The organism is Thaumasiovibrio clandestinus (assembly GCF_047250365.1).
GTDB lineage: Bacteria > Pseudomonadota > Gammaproteobacteria > Enterobacterales > Vibrionaceae > Thaumasiovibrio.
This window is the reverse complement of the sequence record NZ_JBLBVL010000006.1, coordinates 107,795-126,640: the sequence shown is the minus strand read 5'-3', so window position 1 is coordinate 126,640 and position 18,846 is coordinate 107,795. Positions and strand designations below refer to the sequence as shown.

The window sequence follows — 18,846 nt, the reverse complement described above, 5'->3', positions numbered from 1 at the left end:
TTAAATATGGGTATCACTCAGTATGTGGGTATACCCATATTTAATTTGTTTATAGCATCGTGTTAAGGCCATGGTTTGTGGTTATACGGCATTTATTTTGTCGCGACGCTATCGTAAATCAACAGAGCCTGAACCTATAGCGATGAGGTGACCGATTAGCACTTCATGGTGCCTTGTTGGGTCAGAAAAGTAACGGTATAGTTCACTCGAAACAGCACGCTGAATGACTGGATCTAATGCCATGGAGTCACTGAGGCTAGGCATGGCTGTATTGTTAGCGACGGCTTGGTTGTAATCAACGTAAGATTGTTTCTGACATCGAGAAAACCCTTCTATCGCGACGTTCTTATAGGCCGGTATTGAGCCTTTCTTCTGATTAAATTCAGTCATAAATTGTGTCGATGCCAAAGGGGCAGAGAGGTGGTGGAATTGGTCACTGTCATTGGCTTGTGTTCGAAAGAAAACCAAGCTATCAATATTGTAGATATAGCCGCCATGTGTTGAAGGAAAGGGAGTGCATTCAATATGTTCGGGAATTTCATTGTTATGGGTAAGCATTTCTCCAAGGGCCCAGTCGCCAGTCAGTTGGATGGCGTATTTACCTTCGATAAGACGTAACGTTCCTTGATCCCAACTCATATTGGGTAGGTTGTCGCCAACAAGATCAGCAATAGTACGAAATCTTGCCAGTGATTCTACCGTTAAGGGGCTATTTAGCGCTGATGGGTCGAGTTGAATAAATGCCTGGCGATAATAGTCTGGCCCCCCTACGCTAAAGGCAATATTTTCAAACAGTTGAACAATTTGCCAAGGTTCATCACCAAGCGCTAACGGAGACACCCCTTTGGCTTTGAGTGTCATAAGCAGCTTGATCAGTGAATCCCAATCATGGGGTATTGCGAGTTGATGTTTGAACAGAACATCTCTGTTTATCCACATCCAATTGAGGCGATGTATGTTGGTAGGAATAGCAACATAGCTGCCTTGATATTTATGAATGGCTTTGATCTCTGGATATAGATTCTCATCCCATTGATAGTGGTCAGCAACCTCGTCTACACTAGCAAGAAAGCCAAGTGCAGCCCATGCTTGAATGGCTGGGCCTTCCATCAATGCCATATCTGGTGGCGTTCCCGCAATTGCTCGTGCTTGGAGTATGGTCTTTGCAGGAATGCCGCCTCCGCCAGCAATAGGTTCGCTGTTCACGGTAATAGACGACGCGTTAAGGGTCTCTTCTATTACCGCCAAAGCTGCCTTTTCCCCTTTTGCTGTCCACCAATGTAGCAGTTCGACGTTCTGTTCTGCCAGACCAGTGCGGACAAATAACAAACTTAAGCAGTAAAGCCAATATTTCATAGGATACTCGCGAATAAGAGGTCTACTTCCAACCCACCCAGTGGGCTATTTGATAGCGTAATATTACCGCCATGGCTTCTTGCGATGCTTCGAGAAATCGATAAACCCAAACCAGAGCCATCCACCCCACTATTATTAATCCTAAAGTAAGGAGTGAATACTTTGTCTAATAATTTATCGTCAATGCCAGGACCACAATCACGAATAATGATATGGGTTGCTGAGTCCTCACAATTAACATGTATATTGACGCACCGACCATATTTAATGCCATTGTCTACAAGATTGAATATGCAGCGTTTTATCGCCAATGGTCGACCATAGATTTTAGTGTCATCGGGGCAAGTAAAGGTGACTCTTGTTTGACCTTCATTATTAATATCAGCACATTGCTGTAAAAGATCTTGAATATCTATCCATTCTAACTCCTCATGAATGTCATTGTCGCGAAGGCACTGAAGAGCACCATTTAGCATCATTTCTACTTCACCCAGTAAGCGCTCGAAGCGTATTTTCGCCTTTTCATCGTCGAGCATTTCTGTTCGGAGCTTTAGGCTCGCTAAGGGCGTTTTTATATCATGCGATATGGCTCTAAAAAACATGTCTCTATCTAACCAATATGCTTTAATGCGCCGGTTCATTTTGTTAAATGCGTGGATCGCGGCGCGGGTCTCATTACTGCCTTCTTCTACTATTTCGTCTACTTGCATTTTGGACCCCATTAATGTCGCAGACTTAGCTAGAGAGCGGAAGGGGCGGACTTCTTTTTGAACAATGGTATAACAAACGGCGATTAACATTATTGTTGCGATACCGAGAAATATCAGTTGGCGACCATCGACAAACTTATCTGTCAATGCATTGAAGGATAGCGGTAATACCGTGGCTAAATAGAGCCACTCCCGCTCAGATAACTGAACCTGAATCACCACGATAGGTAGGTCTAGCTCTCCTAATACGAGGCTGTACTCTTTCCAGAGCGTCGGTACTTCGTTAAGTTTGATGCCCGAGTTAAAAAGACGTAAGTCTTCTCGGTTTGTAATTGTGACATCCACTGATTGGTATGACTTAAGGTTATTAACAAAATAATACCCAGCTTGATTTTCCATGTTAGGCACTAGCGAGTGATTGGCTAGCGACGGCATATTTAGCCGCTGATTGTTCATTGATATGAAAAATCGCGTACCGCCCATATTTCTTAATTGCTCTAGTACGAGGTGGCGATAGTTTGTGGGGAGATCGGTGAGGTAGTTAACGGTATCGGAAGCCGCTAAGGAAATGGCTGACATTGCATGTTCGGCAGAGGTTTTTTTAGATGCTGAGGTAGAAGAATACCAGACGATGCCAGCAAAAACCTCAGCAAGAATTATTACGGCAATCATGGATAAGGTGATACGTATAACCATAGAGCCGGATAGGAACCGCTTCATTACAAGCCACAAATCTGTTGTGATTCAATAACTAGCATATAGCCTTTATTTCTTACCGAGATGATGAGATCACGCTCGTTGTCACGTAGCTGCTTTCGTAGTCGGCTGACTTGAACATCAATGCCCCTTTCAAGAGGTTCGGCGTTACGCCCCCATAGCGCTTGAGCAATCTCGTCTCTGCTTAATAATTTATTCGGGCACTTTAGCATTAATGTTAGCAAGGTATAATCTGCGCCGGACAATGAAATCGTATCACCATCATCACTTATTAGTTGCCGTTTTAGTGTGTCAAAGGTCCAACCCATGAAGCGAACCTTTCTTGAAGTATACTCATGGTTATAGGCGGTTCTGCGTAACAGCGCTTTTATTCTGGCGAGTAACTCTCTTGGGTTGAACGATTTGGTAATATAGTCATCAGCGCCAATTTCTAATCCAGCGATTCGATCCGCGTCATCTGTGACTGCGGTTAACATAATAATGGGAATGGCGGAGTCATGGCGTAATTTTCGACACAGTGTTAAGCCATCATCGCCGGGCATCATAATATCAAGAATAATCAGATCAGGCGTTATAACATCAAGCGTGCGCCACATTTGACTACCATCAAGGGCGGTATATACCTTAAAATTCGCCTCTGAGAGGTATTCGCTAAGAGCATCAAGAATTTCTTGGTTATCATCAACAATTAGAATGACTTTACTGTCCACTTTCCTGTCCCATAATAGGGTATTCCTTGACTGTGAACATCTTTTGCATCGAATTCAAGAGAGACGATTTCAAAATGTGCGCAATCCCCAGAATGTAACGAAACCGCTAACAAACCCGTTTCCATTTGTAACCTTCAATATTGTCGCTATTGATACGCTTTAAATGTCACTAAACCAATCAATTGAGGGTATAACAATGGTCGGAAATTTGAATAGCATTCTGTCGAAGCTTTCCTCGATAGGAAAAGCGCTAATGTTACCTATATCTATTTTGCCAGCCGCGGGCTTGCTCCTAGCATTTGGTGCGAAATTGGATATTCCATTAATGATGCGCGCTGGCGGTGTCATCTTTGATAACCTTGCGCTGCTGTTTGCAGTTGGTGCTGCAGTCGGTTTAACTAAAGAGTCTGGTATTGCTGCGTTGGCTGCTATTGTCGCAATGGCTGTAATGAATGCGACAATGGGCGTCGCACTGGGTATTACGCCTGAAATGGCAATGGGAGGGGGGCGCTATACCATGGTAATGGGGATCCCTTCTTTGCAAACGGGTGTATTTGGTGGCTTGATTGCGGGTGTTTTGGCTGCGGTGATGTATCAGCGCTTTTTTAATACAAAACTCCCTGATTTTTTAGGTTTTTTCTCAGGAAAAAGGTTTGTTCCGATTGTCACAGCGTTTTCTGCGTTTCTTATTGGCTTAGTATTGCCCTATATATGGTCTTATATTCAATCAGGTATTGATTCACTTTCTCATATGGCTAATGGCGGGAATATGTATATGTCCACTTTCATTTATGGCTTTATGGAGCGGGCACTTATTCCTTTAGGTCTACACCATATCTTTTATAGCCCATATTGGTTCTCTTTTGGAGAATACACAACAACAGCTGGTACTATAGTTAATGGTGACCACACTATTTGGTTTAAGATGTTGGAAGATGGAGTAACGAGTTTTTCTAATAGTGAGTATCAAGAAGCGGGTAAGTTTCTTTCTGGCAACTTTGCTATTTATATGTTTGCGTTTCCAGCTGCATGTTTAGCAATGTATCATGAGGCGAAGGATAGAAATAAAAAAATTGCTGCTGGTATTCTTGGTTCTGCGGCACTGACTTCGTTTGTTACTGGAATCACTGAGCCTGTAGAGTTTGCCTTCATCTTTATTGCACCAGTATTGTATATATTTTCTGCTATTATGGCTGGTATCTCTTACTCTGTTACCTATGCACTCGATGTTCATATAGGAAAGACTTTCTCAGCGGGCATTATTGACTTTGTTTCTTTCGGTGTACTGCCTTCGATGGATGGATTTAATACCAACTGGATCAACGTTATCTTTTGGGGTATGGCGATGGCAGCTATCTACTATTCCGTGTTTAGGTTTGCGATAAGAAAATTTGATCTTAAAACGGTAGGTAGGGATGAGGTTAATGCTATTACTCTCAGTAATGAGGAGTTAGCCACTGAAATCGTTACTCTCATTGGGGGGCACGATAATATCACTTCTGTTGGGGCATGTATTACACGGTTAAGGTTACAAATTAAAGACCAAGCCGTGGTTAAAGAAGATGCCATTAAATCGCTAGGTGCGATGGGAGTAATTAAAGTGGGGTCAACGGGATTGCAAATTATACTCGGTGCAAAGGCGCAATTTGTAGCAGAGATTATTAATGCTAACGGTGTTCAGCATTCTGAGAAGAACATGACATACACACCAGGTATCCAGTAATTGTTATTGGATATTTATAATTTGCAAAAATGGGTTTTAGAACGTTTCTTTTAAGGCGCTTTTAGCGCCTTTTTTTGTAAACCCCAAGACCCATAGAAAAAATGTGATTTTTTGTGTTGGAGATGATTTGTGGTCGGGTTTAGCATTACCCCTACCAACAGGTGAAGAGGGCTGATGTATGTGACCCTGTTGTCGTCGTTAATGAGGATGTTAATCCTGAGTGGGTTAGTGAACGTGTGATTGCGGTCACTTTATTGGGTAGTGAAATGTTATTTGTGTATATATCGCCTTTATCCTAAATAAATTGAACAATTTGACATAGCCATTGCGCCAATTTGAGTAGCCCTTAAAATAGAAATAACCAAAGCTAAATGCATGTTTATATATTATAAAAAGGATAAATGACAAAATGAGTGGCGATATCATTAAAATCTCAAGAAACACGGAAAATGCACCAATAAGTGTTTCATCAACACAATCAGTAGCTTTCTCTCACTATAATAATATTTCAGCCCAATTGCCGATAGATCCTAAAACAGGGGAAATTATCGTTGGTTGTGTAAAAGATCAAGCGAAGCAGTGTTTAAATAATATTAAAGCGATTGTAGAAAGCATTGATCACGTGATGGATGATGTTGTTAAACTCAATATCTTTATTAAGAACGCTTCTGATATCGCGGCTGTGGACGACGTTTATACTACTTTCTTTCAAGATGCGTTGCCAACGCGCACGGTGGTAATGGTGGCAGCTTTACCAATCAGTGATGCCTTGATTCAAATTGATGCACTTATCTCAAATGGTGAAGGAACTACACCACAAGCGCCTTGTGAGCTGATCAAAGTATCAAGAAACACCGATAAAGCCCCGCAGGGCCTATATTCGCAAACTGTTGCGTTTTCTCACTACAATAACCTTTCATCACAATTACCGATAGATCCTGCCACTGGTAATATCGTTGCTGGTGGTGTAGCAGAGCAGACTGAGCAGTGCTTTAATAACATTAAAGCGATTCTAGAAAGTATCGATCATTGCATGGACGATATTGTTAAAACAACAGTGTATTTGAATGATGTTTCCGACGCAGAAATCGTCAATCAAGTCAGTGCAAAATTCTTCTCAGGCTATGTACCAACACGAACAGTGGTTGGCGTTGCCGCGTTGCCGATGGATGCATTGGTACAAATTGATACTGTTGTTTCTCATGGAGACGGTACACCGCCTCAGCTTCCGGAAGATGCAAGCCTAATCGTGATAGAAGCAAATAATACAGAGAATGCGCCAAGCGTACCTTATTCTCATACAGTGGCTTTTTCTCATTATAATCATATTTCAGGTCAGTTACCTTTAGATCCAACAACGAATGAAATCGTATCTGGTGGTATAAAAGAACAAGCTAATCAATGTCTAAAAAATATTAAGGCAATTGTAGAAAGTGTCGATCACGTCATGGATGACGCGGTTAAAATAAATATCCAACTTAAAAACATCGAAGATATTGATGCGGTAAACGATATTTATAACACTTACTTCACTGGCGATCTGCCTGCGAGAACGGTTGTCGGAGTTTCTGCTATTCCTATGGATGCGTTAGTGCAAATTGATGCAGTGATATCTAACTGTGAAGGTACGCCGCCGCAACAATAACCTTTAAGGGGGCGGTATAAAAAGAAACACAGCCATGTAAACGTACGTGGCTGTGTTTACTTCGTATCAACCTGTCGCGATAAATGAGGTGATGATTACCACATTAGGTCATCAGGAACGACAAATTCAGCATACGGGTCGTCTTCTGACAGCTCTTCTTCCGAAGCTGACTTGTTTTCGATGATGGTTTCTTCATCTCGAGCTGCAATTTTGTAAGCGACAGAAGACGGAATGACGACATAAGTTTCGTCATAGCGAGCGATTGATAGAACACCTTTGATCAACTGCTCTCTGGTCTCTTGCTCTACATAAAGAGATTTAACAAAGGTACCATCGGTGAAGTTGTACTTGATATCGCCATTTTTGATATCAACTTTGTTCATTTCGATCAGCTGCTTCACTTGAGCTTTAATCTCTTTGCTCAATAGTTGCTCATCTCTTTGCTTGTTAAGCTCGATATCGCGTAGGCGCTGTGCTTCTTTGTTTTGCTCTGCTGCGCTTTTTGCTTCGCGGGCTTGAACGCGAGATTTCTTTTTGCTCTTCTTGGCTTTTTTCAATTTCTTTTCGTTGACGAGGCCAACTTTTAGCAACTGATCTTGTAAGCTTAGTTTTGACATGTGTTACCCAAGTTCGTTTTTTTCCATTTTCTCATTTCTTGATACTTTTGCCACTTTTTATTCACCTAGTTAGTGGCGATTGCCCCAGTTTTGACTGGTAATTGGTGTTCATATCGGCGTAACCAAGCCTAGCGTAGCATTGTGTCAATTTATAGTTAGGAGTTGAATAATTCATTGATCTAAAAATACTCTACTCTTACCATAGCGGGTTTTATGATTCGGTTCTTGACCAAGCATCATGTTACCCTCATTGAGTATCAAGAGACGATAGAGACACTATGTATTATATTCGACACCTTATTCCTCTGCTGGCTACTTTTTTCTCTCTAATTGCGTGCAGTGATAATACAGGGCGGGATATAGATAACGAGTTAGCGCTGTTCTCACACCCTACCCACATCGACGATCGCTTAGTTCTTGGGAGAACTGAGTTGGTTTATTTTAATGATATTAAAGGCTTAGATGGTGTTGGTTTTCCTGCCAAAATTGACACTGGAGCGGATTCAACGTCTATTTATGCCGAAAATATTCAAATATTGCCTCGCAGCGACCAGTTTGATGGTTTGGACGGTGATGAGCTGATCGAGGCGATTATCTATGAATATAATCGCGTTAGAAAAACAGAATTACGTGATCGCGATGATCTGAGCGACATTATGGTGGAATTTGACTTGCGGCACCCCCATAGCGGCGAGTTGAAGTCTTATCGTACCGAGTTGCTTCGAGTTGCCCTTGTGAAGGCGAGAGACACGGAAGGCTTTTTGTACCGACCTGTGGTGATGATGCCAATAACCATTGCTGGAATGACGGTAGAAACGGAAGTGAATCTTGCAGATAGAAGTGTCTTTTCCACCCCGATATTGATCGGAAAAACATTTCTACGACAACATGCATGGGTAGATGCTGGTTATGATTACCTGCAATTACAAGATAATGCCGCTGTGATTGGACGACGTGAAAAGGCAACCATTTTGGGGATGCCAGTGAACGTAAGTATCTCATTGGATAATAGCTATAGTGCATTGCATGCCGAGGATATCGAGATAGACCGGTCTGAACGCCGGGTTGAATTTATGTTGACGGGAAATAATGGTAAGAAAAAGAAGGTTGACCTGCCTTATGTGCGGATCGTGCCGTTCAGTTCTGGCGAGCGTCCTTTAGTTTATGTGCCTGTGCGATTAGGTCCAGCTGATAGTAATAATCGTACCGAAATGATCCAAGTCACATTGGCCGACCGTTCTGAGAGTAGCACCGAGTTAAGGCTAGGCAAAGAGACACTGAATCGGTTGTACTTTGTTGATATGACACAAGAGTATCTGGCTGATAAGCCATTAAAGTCGATTCGTGAGTGGGCAGAAACCGATGATATGTTTGTCGTGAGCCCGCAAGAAGTGATCAATGTAGACGGTATTGATGTGGTGGCTGAGCCAGCATTAATGCTGAAGACGTCGGTGCTAGAGGTTGCCAAGCTTGAAGAGCGAACCAAAGGGGCTGCGAGTTACACGATTCAGGGTATAGACGATAGACTGTTGGAAGAAACTTCTCGTATTCGTTCCCGTATTGCTGTCGGTGATTTACAGCGCGTTACGGTTGATACCGCGCTCTCTTTTGGCGGATTAGAATGGGAAGACAGATTAGCACTTCAACAACGAGATAGCCGTGAAACGGAAGCGTCAGTTCTACGCGTGTCGCCGTCAATGCTAAAACGCCCTGTGTTGATCAATACGCGTTCAATTGACATTTTTAATAAAGTTGCACCATTGCAAGCTGGTTATATAGAACATGTTGAAATGGAAGGACTCTTTTTTCCTGCCAAGTTGGATACAGGAGCTGATGTAAGCTCGCTTAGCGCAAAAGAGATAGAGATTTTTGAGCTGGACGGCCATCGCTGGGTAAACTTTATTTACACCAATTCAGATGGTGCCGAGCAGAAATTCACACGTAAAATAGTGAATAAAATGCGGGTAAAACCACGTCCTGGCGAAGAAGCAACCGTGCGCCCTGTTGTTAAAATGACGGTGATGATGGGTGATGTTACCAAGACTATCGAAGTTAATTTGCGTGACCGTTCGGCATTCGATTATAGCCTGATACTGGGGCGTAACTTTCTGAATAACAATATTATTGTTAGTAGTGATGAGCGTTATATTCACACAGGCCAATCACGATAGGCATGAATGCCCCTTGGGTGAACCGAGGGGCAATGTTGCAATTCTTTATTTTACACGTTCAACTACTTTACAAATATCGTGAGAAGTTTGTTTTGAGAAATAGCGGCATTAAGCCGCTATAAAGATGGGAATTACTCAACCCGTAAGCCATAAGATTTGAACTTTTCAAGAACACGATCAATTTCGTCGCTAGGCAACACTGGAACCTCACCCGTTGGAAGTAGTTTTAGATAGAGTTCTGCCAACACTTCCACCTCATGCGCTAACCATAGTGCTTTATCAAGGTTAACTTCACCAGCAATTAAACCATGGTGTTGAAGAAGCGTTGCTTTGTAATCCACCATCACTGATGCAACATTGTCCGCCAGTTCTGGCGTTCCAAATGTCGCATAAGGAACGCAAGGGATTTGATGACCTCCTCCGACTGCCACCATATAGTGAATTGCTGGGATCGCTTTATTTAAAATAGAAACGCCAGCACAATTTAGGGAATGATTATGAACAACCGCATGTAGGTCATCACGAGTTTGATATACCACTTGGTGGAAGCGCCATTCGCTGGACGGAATTTTGCCTTCTTCGAAGTTACCTTGGTCGTCGACATAAACGATGTGTTCGGGCGTCATTTGGTCATAGGCAATGCCTGTAGGGGTAATTAGCATCCCCTCTTTATATCTCGCACTCACATTACCAGCGGTGCCTTGATTCAAACCTAATTCAGTCATTTTAAGGCAGGTATCGATAATTTTCTGAGCTAAATGTTCTCTAGACATAGGTTTCTTCTTTTAATTTTGATAATGGGTGAAGTGTGTGGATATTCATCTGTTGATATATCGACATATTGGTTGCTGGCGTGATAACGATCTGTTCTGGAGCCATATTTTTTTGTGCTTCTTCTAGCGATGTATATTGGCCTAAACCATAGAACGCTGTCATAGCAGCACCAATCGCCGTTGTTTCTGGCTCGTTAACAATATGGATAGGTAAATTCAATATATCGGCGCGAATTTGATTCCATAATCTATTTTTTGTACCTCCACCGACACACAACAGCTGTTTGGTTTTAAACTGAGCGCGTGTTTCCAGCTCGCTTAAGCTGTGATTTAGCTTGACAGCCAATGCCTCTAACGCTGCGCGATATATGGCCTCGGGCGGGGTGTTCTTTTGCAGACCAGTAATATGCCATGCTTGGTCGCGACTAGGGACAAAGTGTGGTGTAACTTGCACACCATTTGAACCCGCAGGTATGCACTGTGCTGCTTCAATGATGGTTTGGTATCGATTACTTTCAGCGACAAGGCTAGGGAAATAGGTGTTCATCAGTGGTTCTAAAATACCAGATGAGAGCCATTGAATACCTGGATTTAGCAGTTGCTTATCAGCATCAAACTCCGTTGTCATTGTTGGCGACGGATAGGTTAGTGGTGGCGAGAACTGTTCGACTCGCGCCATCAATATTTCCCATGTCCCAGAGCTCAATACTGGCTGATTTTGGGCTGCGCCAGAGCCTAAAATGGCAAACTGTGTATCGTGCCCCGCTGAAATTACGGGTAATCCTGCCGGTAAATTGAGCTGCTTTGCAATCGAAGGTAACAAGGGGCCAATCGTTTGTCCCGCTTCAACGAGTGGTGGGAAACGTGTTTTATTTAGACCTAACGCGTCTAGGGTCGTATTACACCAGTCGCGAGTTGAGAGGTCGGTTAACATGGATGTGCCAGCCATTGAATAGTCAGTGGTTAGCCTTCCCGTCAAGCGATGGGTGAAAATGGATGAGATAAAGACAAATTTATCCATTTCCTTGAAGAGGTCGGGCTGATTTTCCTTTATCCAAATGAGCTTATACAGAGTATTAAAACTAAAATCACCAATACCGTTGCGCTGATAAAGCGTTGCAGGATCTAAGTATTGTTTCAATTTCTGCATGACATCAAGCGTACGCGGACACTTCCACGCGATAACTGGCGCCATCTGCTGTTGGTTTAGATCAAACGGCGCGCCATCGACACCAAATGTGGTAACCGCGATGCCGACAATTTTCGTTACATCAATTTTTCCTTGAATTTGATGACTGCAAATACAGAACTTCTCCCATATTTGCTCGGTATCCCAATGATGGAATCCAGTGTGCGCATCTACATGAGTTTCGTTGGCAATGTGGTGTGATGCCAGTACAGAACCGTCTGAATCGATGACAATGGCACGAACGTTGGTCGCGCCACAGTCTAGGATTAAGACAGCATTGTCTTGAATAGACATGCTAACTGTTCCTTTTATCGATAAAGTGGACCAAAGGTTTGACAAGCACGGTAATCTTGCCCTTCGACATCCATGCCAAACGCACTCCACGTGCTTGGACGGAAAATCTGGCTATCATCGACATTGTGCATGCTAACCGGAATACGCAGCATAGAAGCAAGCGTAATCAAATCTGAACCAACATGACCATAAGAGAGTACACCATGATTTGCGCCCCAGTTGGCCATAACCGAATAAACGTCTTTAAACGCATTGTTGTCAGCTAAGCGTGGGACGAACCACGTTGTTGGCCAAGTTTCATTGGTTCGCTCATTGAGTGTTTTATGGACGTCGTCAGGAAGCTCAATAGACCAACCCTCAGCAATTTGTAAAACAGGACCAATGCCTTTAATGATATTGATGCGGCTTAGAGTGAATGGCATACCGCCTTCAGTCAGATACTGCGATGAGAAACCACCCCCACGGAAATACTCGCTAACGGCGGCCGGCCAGCGTGTATTTTCCAGGCAATGCTTCACATCAGCTTCGTTTACTTCCCAATGTGGCTTTATAACAGGGTTGCCTTCTTCATCGCGCTGCTGTCCTGTACCATCCAATGCTGCAGAGCCGGAGTTTACTAAATGAATAAACCCGCTCTCTGGTCTATATCCGGTCACTCGTTCTACCGAATCTTCGCTCCAGTATGTACGTACATCTGCGAAAACTTGCGCTTGTCCTGACAGCAAGTGGCCGAACAACATGTTTACCCCATTGAGAGAGTCATTTTCTGTCGCCATCAAGTGAGGGGCACGGATGCCATTCCAATCAAAACTAGAGTTGAGAATGGCTTCCATGAAATCGCCGTTAGGAAGGTGATCGGTCCAATGGCGCTGACCTTGGAATCCTGCCAAGATAGCATTATGGCCCAGCCCTTCTTCTCCAAGTCCAAGTTTGCTCAACTCAGGGTTACCGACCATTAGGTCACGACAGATCATGGTCATTTTCACCACATCTTGCCAAACTTGTTGCTTTTCCTCTGCGCTAAATTGCTGCGCTTGCGGATTTGGGTCAGTGCCTTCTTTACAGTGCTGGCTTACCCAGCTCATTGCCAAGTCAAACTCTGCTTTGTCGTAAACTTCACGGTCAAGGCGTCGCTTAATTTCAATCATATCGACATATTCGTTGCGCATTCCCAGATAGTCTTGGAAGAACGATTGATCAACGATTGAACCAGCAATGCCCATGGATACAGAGCCGATTGAGAGGTAAGATTTTCCACGCATGGTCGCAACGGTTAAACCAGCGCGTGCAAAACGGAGCAGTTTTTCTTGGACGTCTTCTGGAATTGACGTGTCATCGGCATCTTGAACATCTTGGCTGTAAATAGAGAATGCAGGCAGACCCATCTGGTTATGGCCAGCTAGCGCGGCGGCAAGATAGACTGCACCCGGGCGTTCAGTACCGTTAAATCCCCAAATAGCTTTAGGCATGTGAGGATCCATATCAATGGTTTCTGAACCATAGCACCAACATGGCGTAACGGTTAAGGTCAGTCCGACATTTTCTCTGCGGAATTTCTCAGCGCAAGCAGCCGCTTCAGCAACACCACCAATGGTTGAATCAGCGATGACGCACTCAACGCTTTCGCCGCTCGGATGACGTAACGAGCTAACTAAAAAATTGGCGACATTGACAGCCATATTCATGGTTTGTTGCTCTAATGACTCACGAACACCTTGACGGCGTCCATCAATAGTCGGTCGAATACCGATTTTAGGAAGAGAAGATACTGATGTATTCATTAAAACCTCAAATAGACTCAGATAATAGGTAATGGAATAACCCAAGGAATAGATAGAATAATAAAAGCTAATGTTCTAATTAGTATCTAATTCAAAATAGAACGTCGTAAATTGTGATCCAAAGTCAATTATTGAGCATTGTAACAATGAGTTTGAGGAATTATTTTGCCCGTTAATGCGGCGAGAATGCCCGTATTGGGCATTGTGATTGGTTTTTTTTATGTTTGCAGTCAATACCACATAATAATGACCGCTTTGTGTGGTTTATTGGCGTATTCGGGCGGTTTGCGAAGTGATCTACAGCACATATTGGTTTTATATCACAAAGGAATTGTGATGGAGGTCATGAAGCAAATTATTAATAACTAACATTCGCACAAAAAGCAGGTTGAATTGGGTAAGGTATTTGCACTCAGTACTCTTTGTTAATGCTTATAATGAAAAAAAATGAAATTAGACAATCTAAGATTTTAGAGGCACTGGATGTAAATGGAGAGTTAAGTGTAAATGAACTCTCCAAGTTGTGTGGCGTCTCAATTGAAACTATTCGTCGTGATCTAAATTTATTAGATAAAAGCAAAAGGTTAGTAAGGACACATGGTGGTGCTGTTCCAATCCAACACAAGGATATTGGTAACTCTTTTACAAAAAGGCAAAGGAATCATACTGAATGTAAGAAAACCATTGCATTACATGCTCTTAACTATGTTGTGGAAGGATCTGTTATTGGTTTAGACGCGAGTTCAACTTCTTGGCATGTCGCTCAGGTAATTCCAGATATTCCGATAACGGTTGTTACAAACTCGTTAGAGATTACCTTGTTATTATCGAAAAAAGATAATATTCACGTGATTTGTACAGGCGGAAGTTATTCAACGAAATACGCATCTTTCTATGGGCATTTAACAATGCAGTGCTTGTCCCGACTCTCATTGGATGCAGTATTTATATCATGCTCTGCATTTAATCCAAAAACTGGGGTTTGGGAGTCAAACGAATTTAACGCGTCTGTAAAGCAAGCAATGATGAAATCAGCAGATCAAGTAATTTTACTGGCAGACGCCAGCAAAATTAATAGAAGAGGTCTCATTCAATTGACCACCTTTGATAAGGTCGATGTGTTAATTTGTGATCAAAGTTTAAATCATGGTGACCTGGAACAAATAAATAGCCAAGCTGTACTTTGTCTCACTTAGCGATGCTTTGCTTCTATTAACTATTAGTAATACCTATTAACATTTATTGGGAATATAATGAATAAGTTTGCATTGGCAAAACGCCAAGTCCATCTAGATTTTCACACCAGCAGTTTAATTCCAGATGTGGCTATAGAATTTAATGTTGAGACCTTTATTCAACAATTATCTACAGCAGGCGTAAACTCAATCACTTGCTTTGGGCGCTGTCACCATGGCATGCTTTACTATCCGTCTAACGTGCATCAAGACGCAATTCATCCTCACCTAGCCAATAGGGACTTGTTAGCAGAGCAATTAGGAGCGTGTAAAAAAGCGGGCATTAAAGCGCCGATATATTTAACGATTCAATGGGATCAGTTGCAATCAGAAAGCCATCCAGAATGGTGTATGCAAGATCGCCATGGTGGCCCAATCGTGGCGGATTGGTCAAAACCAGGTTATTACCATGACGGTTTTTATACGTTTTTGTGCATTAATTCGCCGTATCGCCAGTTTGTTTTTGAAGAAGTGTCAGAATTACAAGAGATGTATGACGTTGATGGATTCTTTTTCGATATTACTTATGTGAAAGATTGCCACTGTCAGCATTGCCGTAACAAGATGGTGCTGCAAGGTATCGACTTACTAGATGAAAAAGCCACACTAGCGTTTGCAGCGCAGTCATTAGCAGATTTTAAGCAGGAACTATCGGCAAGAATTCGCTCGAAGAAGCCAGAAGCTACTGTTTATTATAATACCTCTCATGTGCACCCGGGCTATCACCGTTTTATCGATGCACTATCGCATATCGAGGTGGAATCGCTTCCTTCGGGCGGCTGGGGCTATGATCACTTTCCTGTTGTAGGCCGTTACGCACGAACGCTTGGCAAGCCAGTGATGGGTATGACGGGAAAATTTCATACTTATTGGGGGGATTTTCACTCCCTTAAAAATACAGAGGCATTGGAATATGAGTGCTTTTTGATTAATGCACTTAATGCATCTTGTTCCATTGGCGATCAGATGCACCCGGATGGGCAGCTATCTAAGGCAGGCTATGAGTTAATTGGCCGAGTATATAATCAATTGGCCGAGCTAGAACCTTATTGTACCAATGCAGTACCCGTTGTCGAGTTAGCGATATTGAATCCAGAAGAGGGCATCCTTGATGCTGACTTGGACGTTTCTCGCTCTTTGATTGGGGCTACTCGGCTCTTACAAGAAGCTGGTTTCCAATTTGATATTATTGACAGCTTGGCAGACTTGTCGCATTACCGTTTGTTAATCTTGGTGGACGATTATCCACTAACACCTGAAATTGCGGCTCGGTTAGATAACTACGTTACGAATGGCGGTAAATTATTGGCTGCTGGCAGTGGGCCATTTACCGAGGATAACCTTGAGTCTCTTATTGCCGATTTAGGTGTTATCCCTAAAGGCGAGATACCTTACAGCCCTGATTACTTCGTCCCTCGTGGTGAGTTATCGCATTTGGCAAAAGACCATTCAGTTCCTGCTGAAGAAACGGCGATGTATCTCGGTGGCGTGAAAGTTGCGGCAAAAGAAAACAGTAAAGTACTCGGTGATACTTACGCGCCATATTTTAATCGTCAAGGGCGGAATTTCTGCTCTCATCAACATACACCTTCAAGCCATAAGGTATCTCATCCGGCACTAGTCAGAACCGAAAGAACGGCTTACTTCAGCAACCCGGTGTTTACGTTATATGGCCAAAAAGCTCCTCGTGCTGTGCGTTCATTGGTGGCTGATCAATGCCGTTCACTACTTGAAGAGACACTAATTGAACACAATGGACCCGCTTCATTGTTGGTAACCCTAAACCATCAACCAGACGAACAGCGTTATGTTTTGCATTTACTGCATTACGTGCCGGAAACAAAATGTTCTGACTTGTTGATTGTCGACTCAATACTTCCGCTGCACGATTTAACAATAAAAGTAAACCTGCCACGCATTAAAACACTTAGTACGACAAGAGCCGGTGAACAAATAACGCAGCAAACTATTACCGAACGTGACGTCACTATTACCGTTGGAAAGCTAAACGGTTATCAGCTGATTACCCTAGATTATTAAGGAGCAAATATGATCCTCTCACCCATCGACTGGGCTTTAATAGCCAGTTATTTTCTTTTCTCGCTCTATATAGGGTTACGTTACCGTAAGCAAGCCAGTAAGAGTATGAGTGATTTCTTTGTATCTGGAAGGAACTTAACTTGGTGGATGGCTGGTACGTCCATGGTTGCTACCTCCTTTGCCGCAGACACCCCGTTGGCCATTACGGCATTTATTGCCCGCGACGGTCTTGCGGGTAACTGGTTCTGGTGGGCAGCCGCCATGTCCGGTATGTTGGTGGCATTTTTGTATGCACGCATGTGGCGTCGATCTGAAGTGGTGACAGATACCGAACTTCTTGAGTTACGTTATACCGGCAAGCCTGCTGCAGTGTTGCGAGGATACCGTGCATCTTACATCGCACTTTTCGTCTGCACCATAGTGATGGGTTGGGTAACGGGCGCAATGGTGAATGTTTTGAAGCACACCGTTCTTGTTGACAGTGTTGGAAGTATCCCGCACATCGATTGGATAATCATCGCTTGCTTATTAGCAGCCACCGCAGCTTATACGCTATTGGCGGGCTTGAAGGGTGTTGTTGTGACAGATTTCTTCCAATTTATGGTTGCTATGATCGGTTGTATTATTCTTGCCGTGGTGGCGGTGTCACATATTGGCGGCATTGATGTCATGCAGGAAAAACTGGTAGAGAACTACGGCAGTACGCAGGTAATGGATATGATGCCGGGTTTTGGTGAAGACTCTTGGTTACCGCTCGATATCTTCTTTATCTTGATCTTTGTGCGTTGGTGGGCGTCATCTGGGCCGGGTGATGAGCCGGGTGGTGGTGGTGCGCAGCTGCAGCGCCTACTTTCAACAAAAAACGAGAAAGAGTCGGTAAAAGCAGCGTTGTGGTACTCCATTGCTAACTATTGTGTACGCCCTTGGCCTTGGATTATTGCTGCATTTGCCGCTCTAGCGCTATTCCCTGAATTACGCTTAATGGCAGAATCAGGCACTGGCGACCCAGGTGTTGGTTATCCAATGCTAATTACCGCTGTATCACCACCAGGGCTAGCTGGCTTGATGTTGGTCGTGTTCTTTGCTGCTTATATGTCAACGATTAGCTCGATCATTAACTGGGGTGCATCGTTCTTAGTCAATGATGTTTACAAACGCTTCGTTAGAAAAGGTGAATCAGAAAGGCATTATGCGAAAGCATCTAAAGCGGGCACCTTTGTGGTACTTATTTTAGGGGGCATTGTTGCTTACCTAATGCAAGATGTTTCGATTGATGAAGCATGGAAAATTCTGGCTGCGCTTGGTGCTGGTACAGGGCCAGTATTCTTATTGCGTTGGTTCTGGTGGCGTATTAATGCATGGACTGAAATTTCAGCGATGCTCTCGTCATTGGTGGTATCGTTAACGCTTAATTCAGTACTTGATGTTCGAACTGAATATGTGATTGTTATTACCTGTTTTGTTACGATTGCGGTGTGGTTAACGGTCACATTGTTAACGAAGCCAGAACCGGAAGAGCACCTTTCAGCGTTCTATCGCAAAGTGCGTCCGGGTGGCCCTGGTTGGGGACCGATAGCTGCGGCTAATCCTGATGTAAATGTTGATAAGCACATTGGTTTATCTGTACTGGCAGCAATGGTTGCATCACTCGGTGTCTTCTTTGTGCTGGGGGCAATTAAATACCTTATCTTCTTCAATGCGAGCTGGTTGGCGATTACGTTAGGATCGACATTCCTCTGCTTCTATGTTGTTGCTATCCTAATGCGTAAAATTGGGTTGACGGATGATGTCGTTGAACCAGTAACTGCATAAATAGACATAAGTTAATGTAGGGCTTCTTTATCAAAGAAGCCCTTTTTCTGTATGAAAAGCTGGTGGTAATGGC

At 43.3% G+C, this 18,846-nt stretch carries 13 protein-coding genes; 6 read left to right on the top strand and 7 right to left on the bottom strand.

The annotated features are described in order from the left end of the window. Window positions 1-108 precede the first annotated feature (108 nt). Genes ACKLNH_RS10745 through ACKLNH_RS10735 form a run of 3 tightly spaced genes read right to left on the bottom strand, consistent with a single transcriptional unit; the run spans window position 109 to window position 3,493 of the window. Window positions 109-1,356, bottom strand: coding sequence for an ABC transporter substrate-binding protein (locus ACKLNH_RS10745; protein ID WP_413112257.1), 1,248 nt, complete (start codon window positions 1,354-1,356; stop codon window positions 109-111). Further along, entirely contained in the window at window positions 1,353-2,786 is a 1,434-nt protein-coding gene (locus ACKLNH_RS10740) for a sensor histidine kinase (RefSeq protein ID WP_413112256.1), read from the bottom strand. Before ACKLNH_RS10740 ends, ACKLNH_RS10745 begins: the two co-directional genes overlap by 4 nt. Next, a complete protein-coding gene (locus ACKLNH_RS10735) occupies window positions 2,786-3,493 on the bottom strand; it encodes a response regulator (RefSeq protein ID WP_413112255.1) in 708 nt (235 codons plus the stop codon). The genes ACKLNH_RS10740 and ACKLNH_RS10735 overlap by 1 nt, the downstream gene beginning before the upstream one ends. A gap of 253 nt (window positions 3,494-3,746) precedes the next feature. Between ACKLNH_RS10735 and ACKLNH_RS10730 the strand changes: the two genes are divergently transcribed. Beyond that, a complete protein-coding gene (locus ACKLNH_RS10730; RefSeq protein ID WP_413112254.1) occupies window positions 3,747-5,216 on the top strand; it encodes a PTS transporter subunit EIIC in 1,470 nt (489 codons plus the stop codon). Between the two features lie 409 nt (window positions 5,217-5,625). Further along, window positions 5,626-6,861 (top strand): RidA family protein, encoded by a 1,236-nt coding sequence (locus ACKLNH_RS10725; protein ID WP_413112253.1) that lies wholly within the window; start codon window positions 5,626-5,628, stop codon window positions 6,859-6,861. Between the two features lie 95 nt (window positions 6,862-6,956). Here ACKLNH_RS10725 and ACKLNH_RS10720 read toward each other — a convergent pair whose 3' ends face one another. After that, window positions 6,957-7,478: a DUF2058 domain-containing protein gene (locus ACKLNH_RS10720; RefSeq protein WP_413112252.1), complete on the bottom strand. Its 522-nt coding sequence runs from the start codon at window positions 7,476-7,478 to the stop codon at window positions 6,957-6,959. Between the two features lie 278 nt (window positions 7,479-7,756). Here ACKLNH_RS10720 and ACKLNH_RS10715 point away from each other — a divergent pair, with 278 nt between their 5' ends. After that, entirely contained in the window at window positions 7,757-9,649 is a 1,893-nt protein-coding gene (locus tag ACKLNH_RS10715; RefSeq protein WP_413112251.1) for a putative ATP-dependent zinc protease, read from the top strand. Between the two features lie 131 nt (window positions 9,650-9,780). Here ACKLNH_RS10715 and ACKLNH_RS10710 read toward each other — a convergent pair whose 3' ends face one another. From ACKLNH_RS10710 to fucI, 3 genes are read right to left on the bottom strand one after another with little or no spacing between them, the layout of a single operon-like run. After that, window positions 9,781-10,422 carry an L-fuculose-phosphate aldolase gene (locus tag ACKLNH_RS10710; RefSeq protein ID WP_413112250.1) on the bottom strand — a complete coding sequence of 214 codons (642 nt, stop codon included), beginning with the start codon at window positions 10,420-10,422 and terminating at the stop codon, window positions 9,781-9,783. Beyond that, the gene (fucK, locus tag ACKLNH_RS10705) at window positions 10,415-11,905 is read right to left on the bottom strand and encodes an L-fuculokinase (protein ID WP_413112249.1); all 1,491 of its coding nucleotides are present in this window, start codon (window positions 11,903-11,905) and stop codon (window positions 10,415-10,417) included. The genes ACKLNH_RS10710 and fucK overlap by 8 nt, the downstream gene beginning before the upstream one ends. A 14-nt stretch (window positions 11,906-11,919) precedes the next feature. After that, complete coding sequence (fucI, locus tag ACKLNH_RS10700; protein ID WP_413112248.1) at window positions 11,920-13,686, bottom strand: L-fucose isomerase; 1,767 nt, start codon at window positions 13,684-13,686, stop codon at window positions 11,920-11,922. Window positions 13,687-14,123: 437 nt separating this feature from the next. On the opposite strand from fucI, the gene ACKLNH_RS10695 reads away from it, so the two are divergent. Genes ACKLNH_RS10695 through ACKLNH_RS10685 form a run of 3 tightly spaced genes read left to right on the top strand, consistent with a single transcriptional unit; the run spans window position 14,124 to window position 18,773 of the window. Further along, entirely contained in the window at window positions 14,124-14,882 is a 759-nt protein-coding gene (locus tag ACKLNH_RS10695; protein WP_413112247.1) for a DeoR/GlpR family DNA-binding transcription regulator, read from the top strand. A gap of 57 nt (window positions 14,883-14,939) precedes the next feature. Next, a complete protein-coding gene (locus ACKLNH_RS10690) occupies window positions 14,940-16,961 on the top strand; it encodes an alpha-L-fucosidase (RefSeq protein WP_413112246.1) in 2,022 nt (673 codons plus the stop codon). Between the two features lie 9 nt (window positions 16,962-16,970). Next, entirely contained in the window at window positions 16,971-18,773 is a 1,803-nt protein-coding gene (locus ACKLNH_RS10685; RefSeq protein ID WP_413112245.1) for a sodium:solute symporter family protein, read from the top strand. Window positions 18,774-18,846 lie beyond the last annotated feature (73 nt).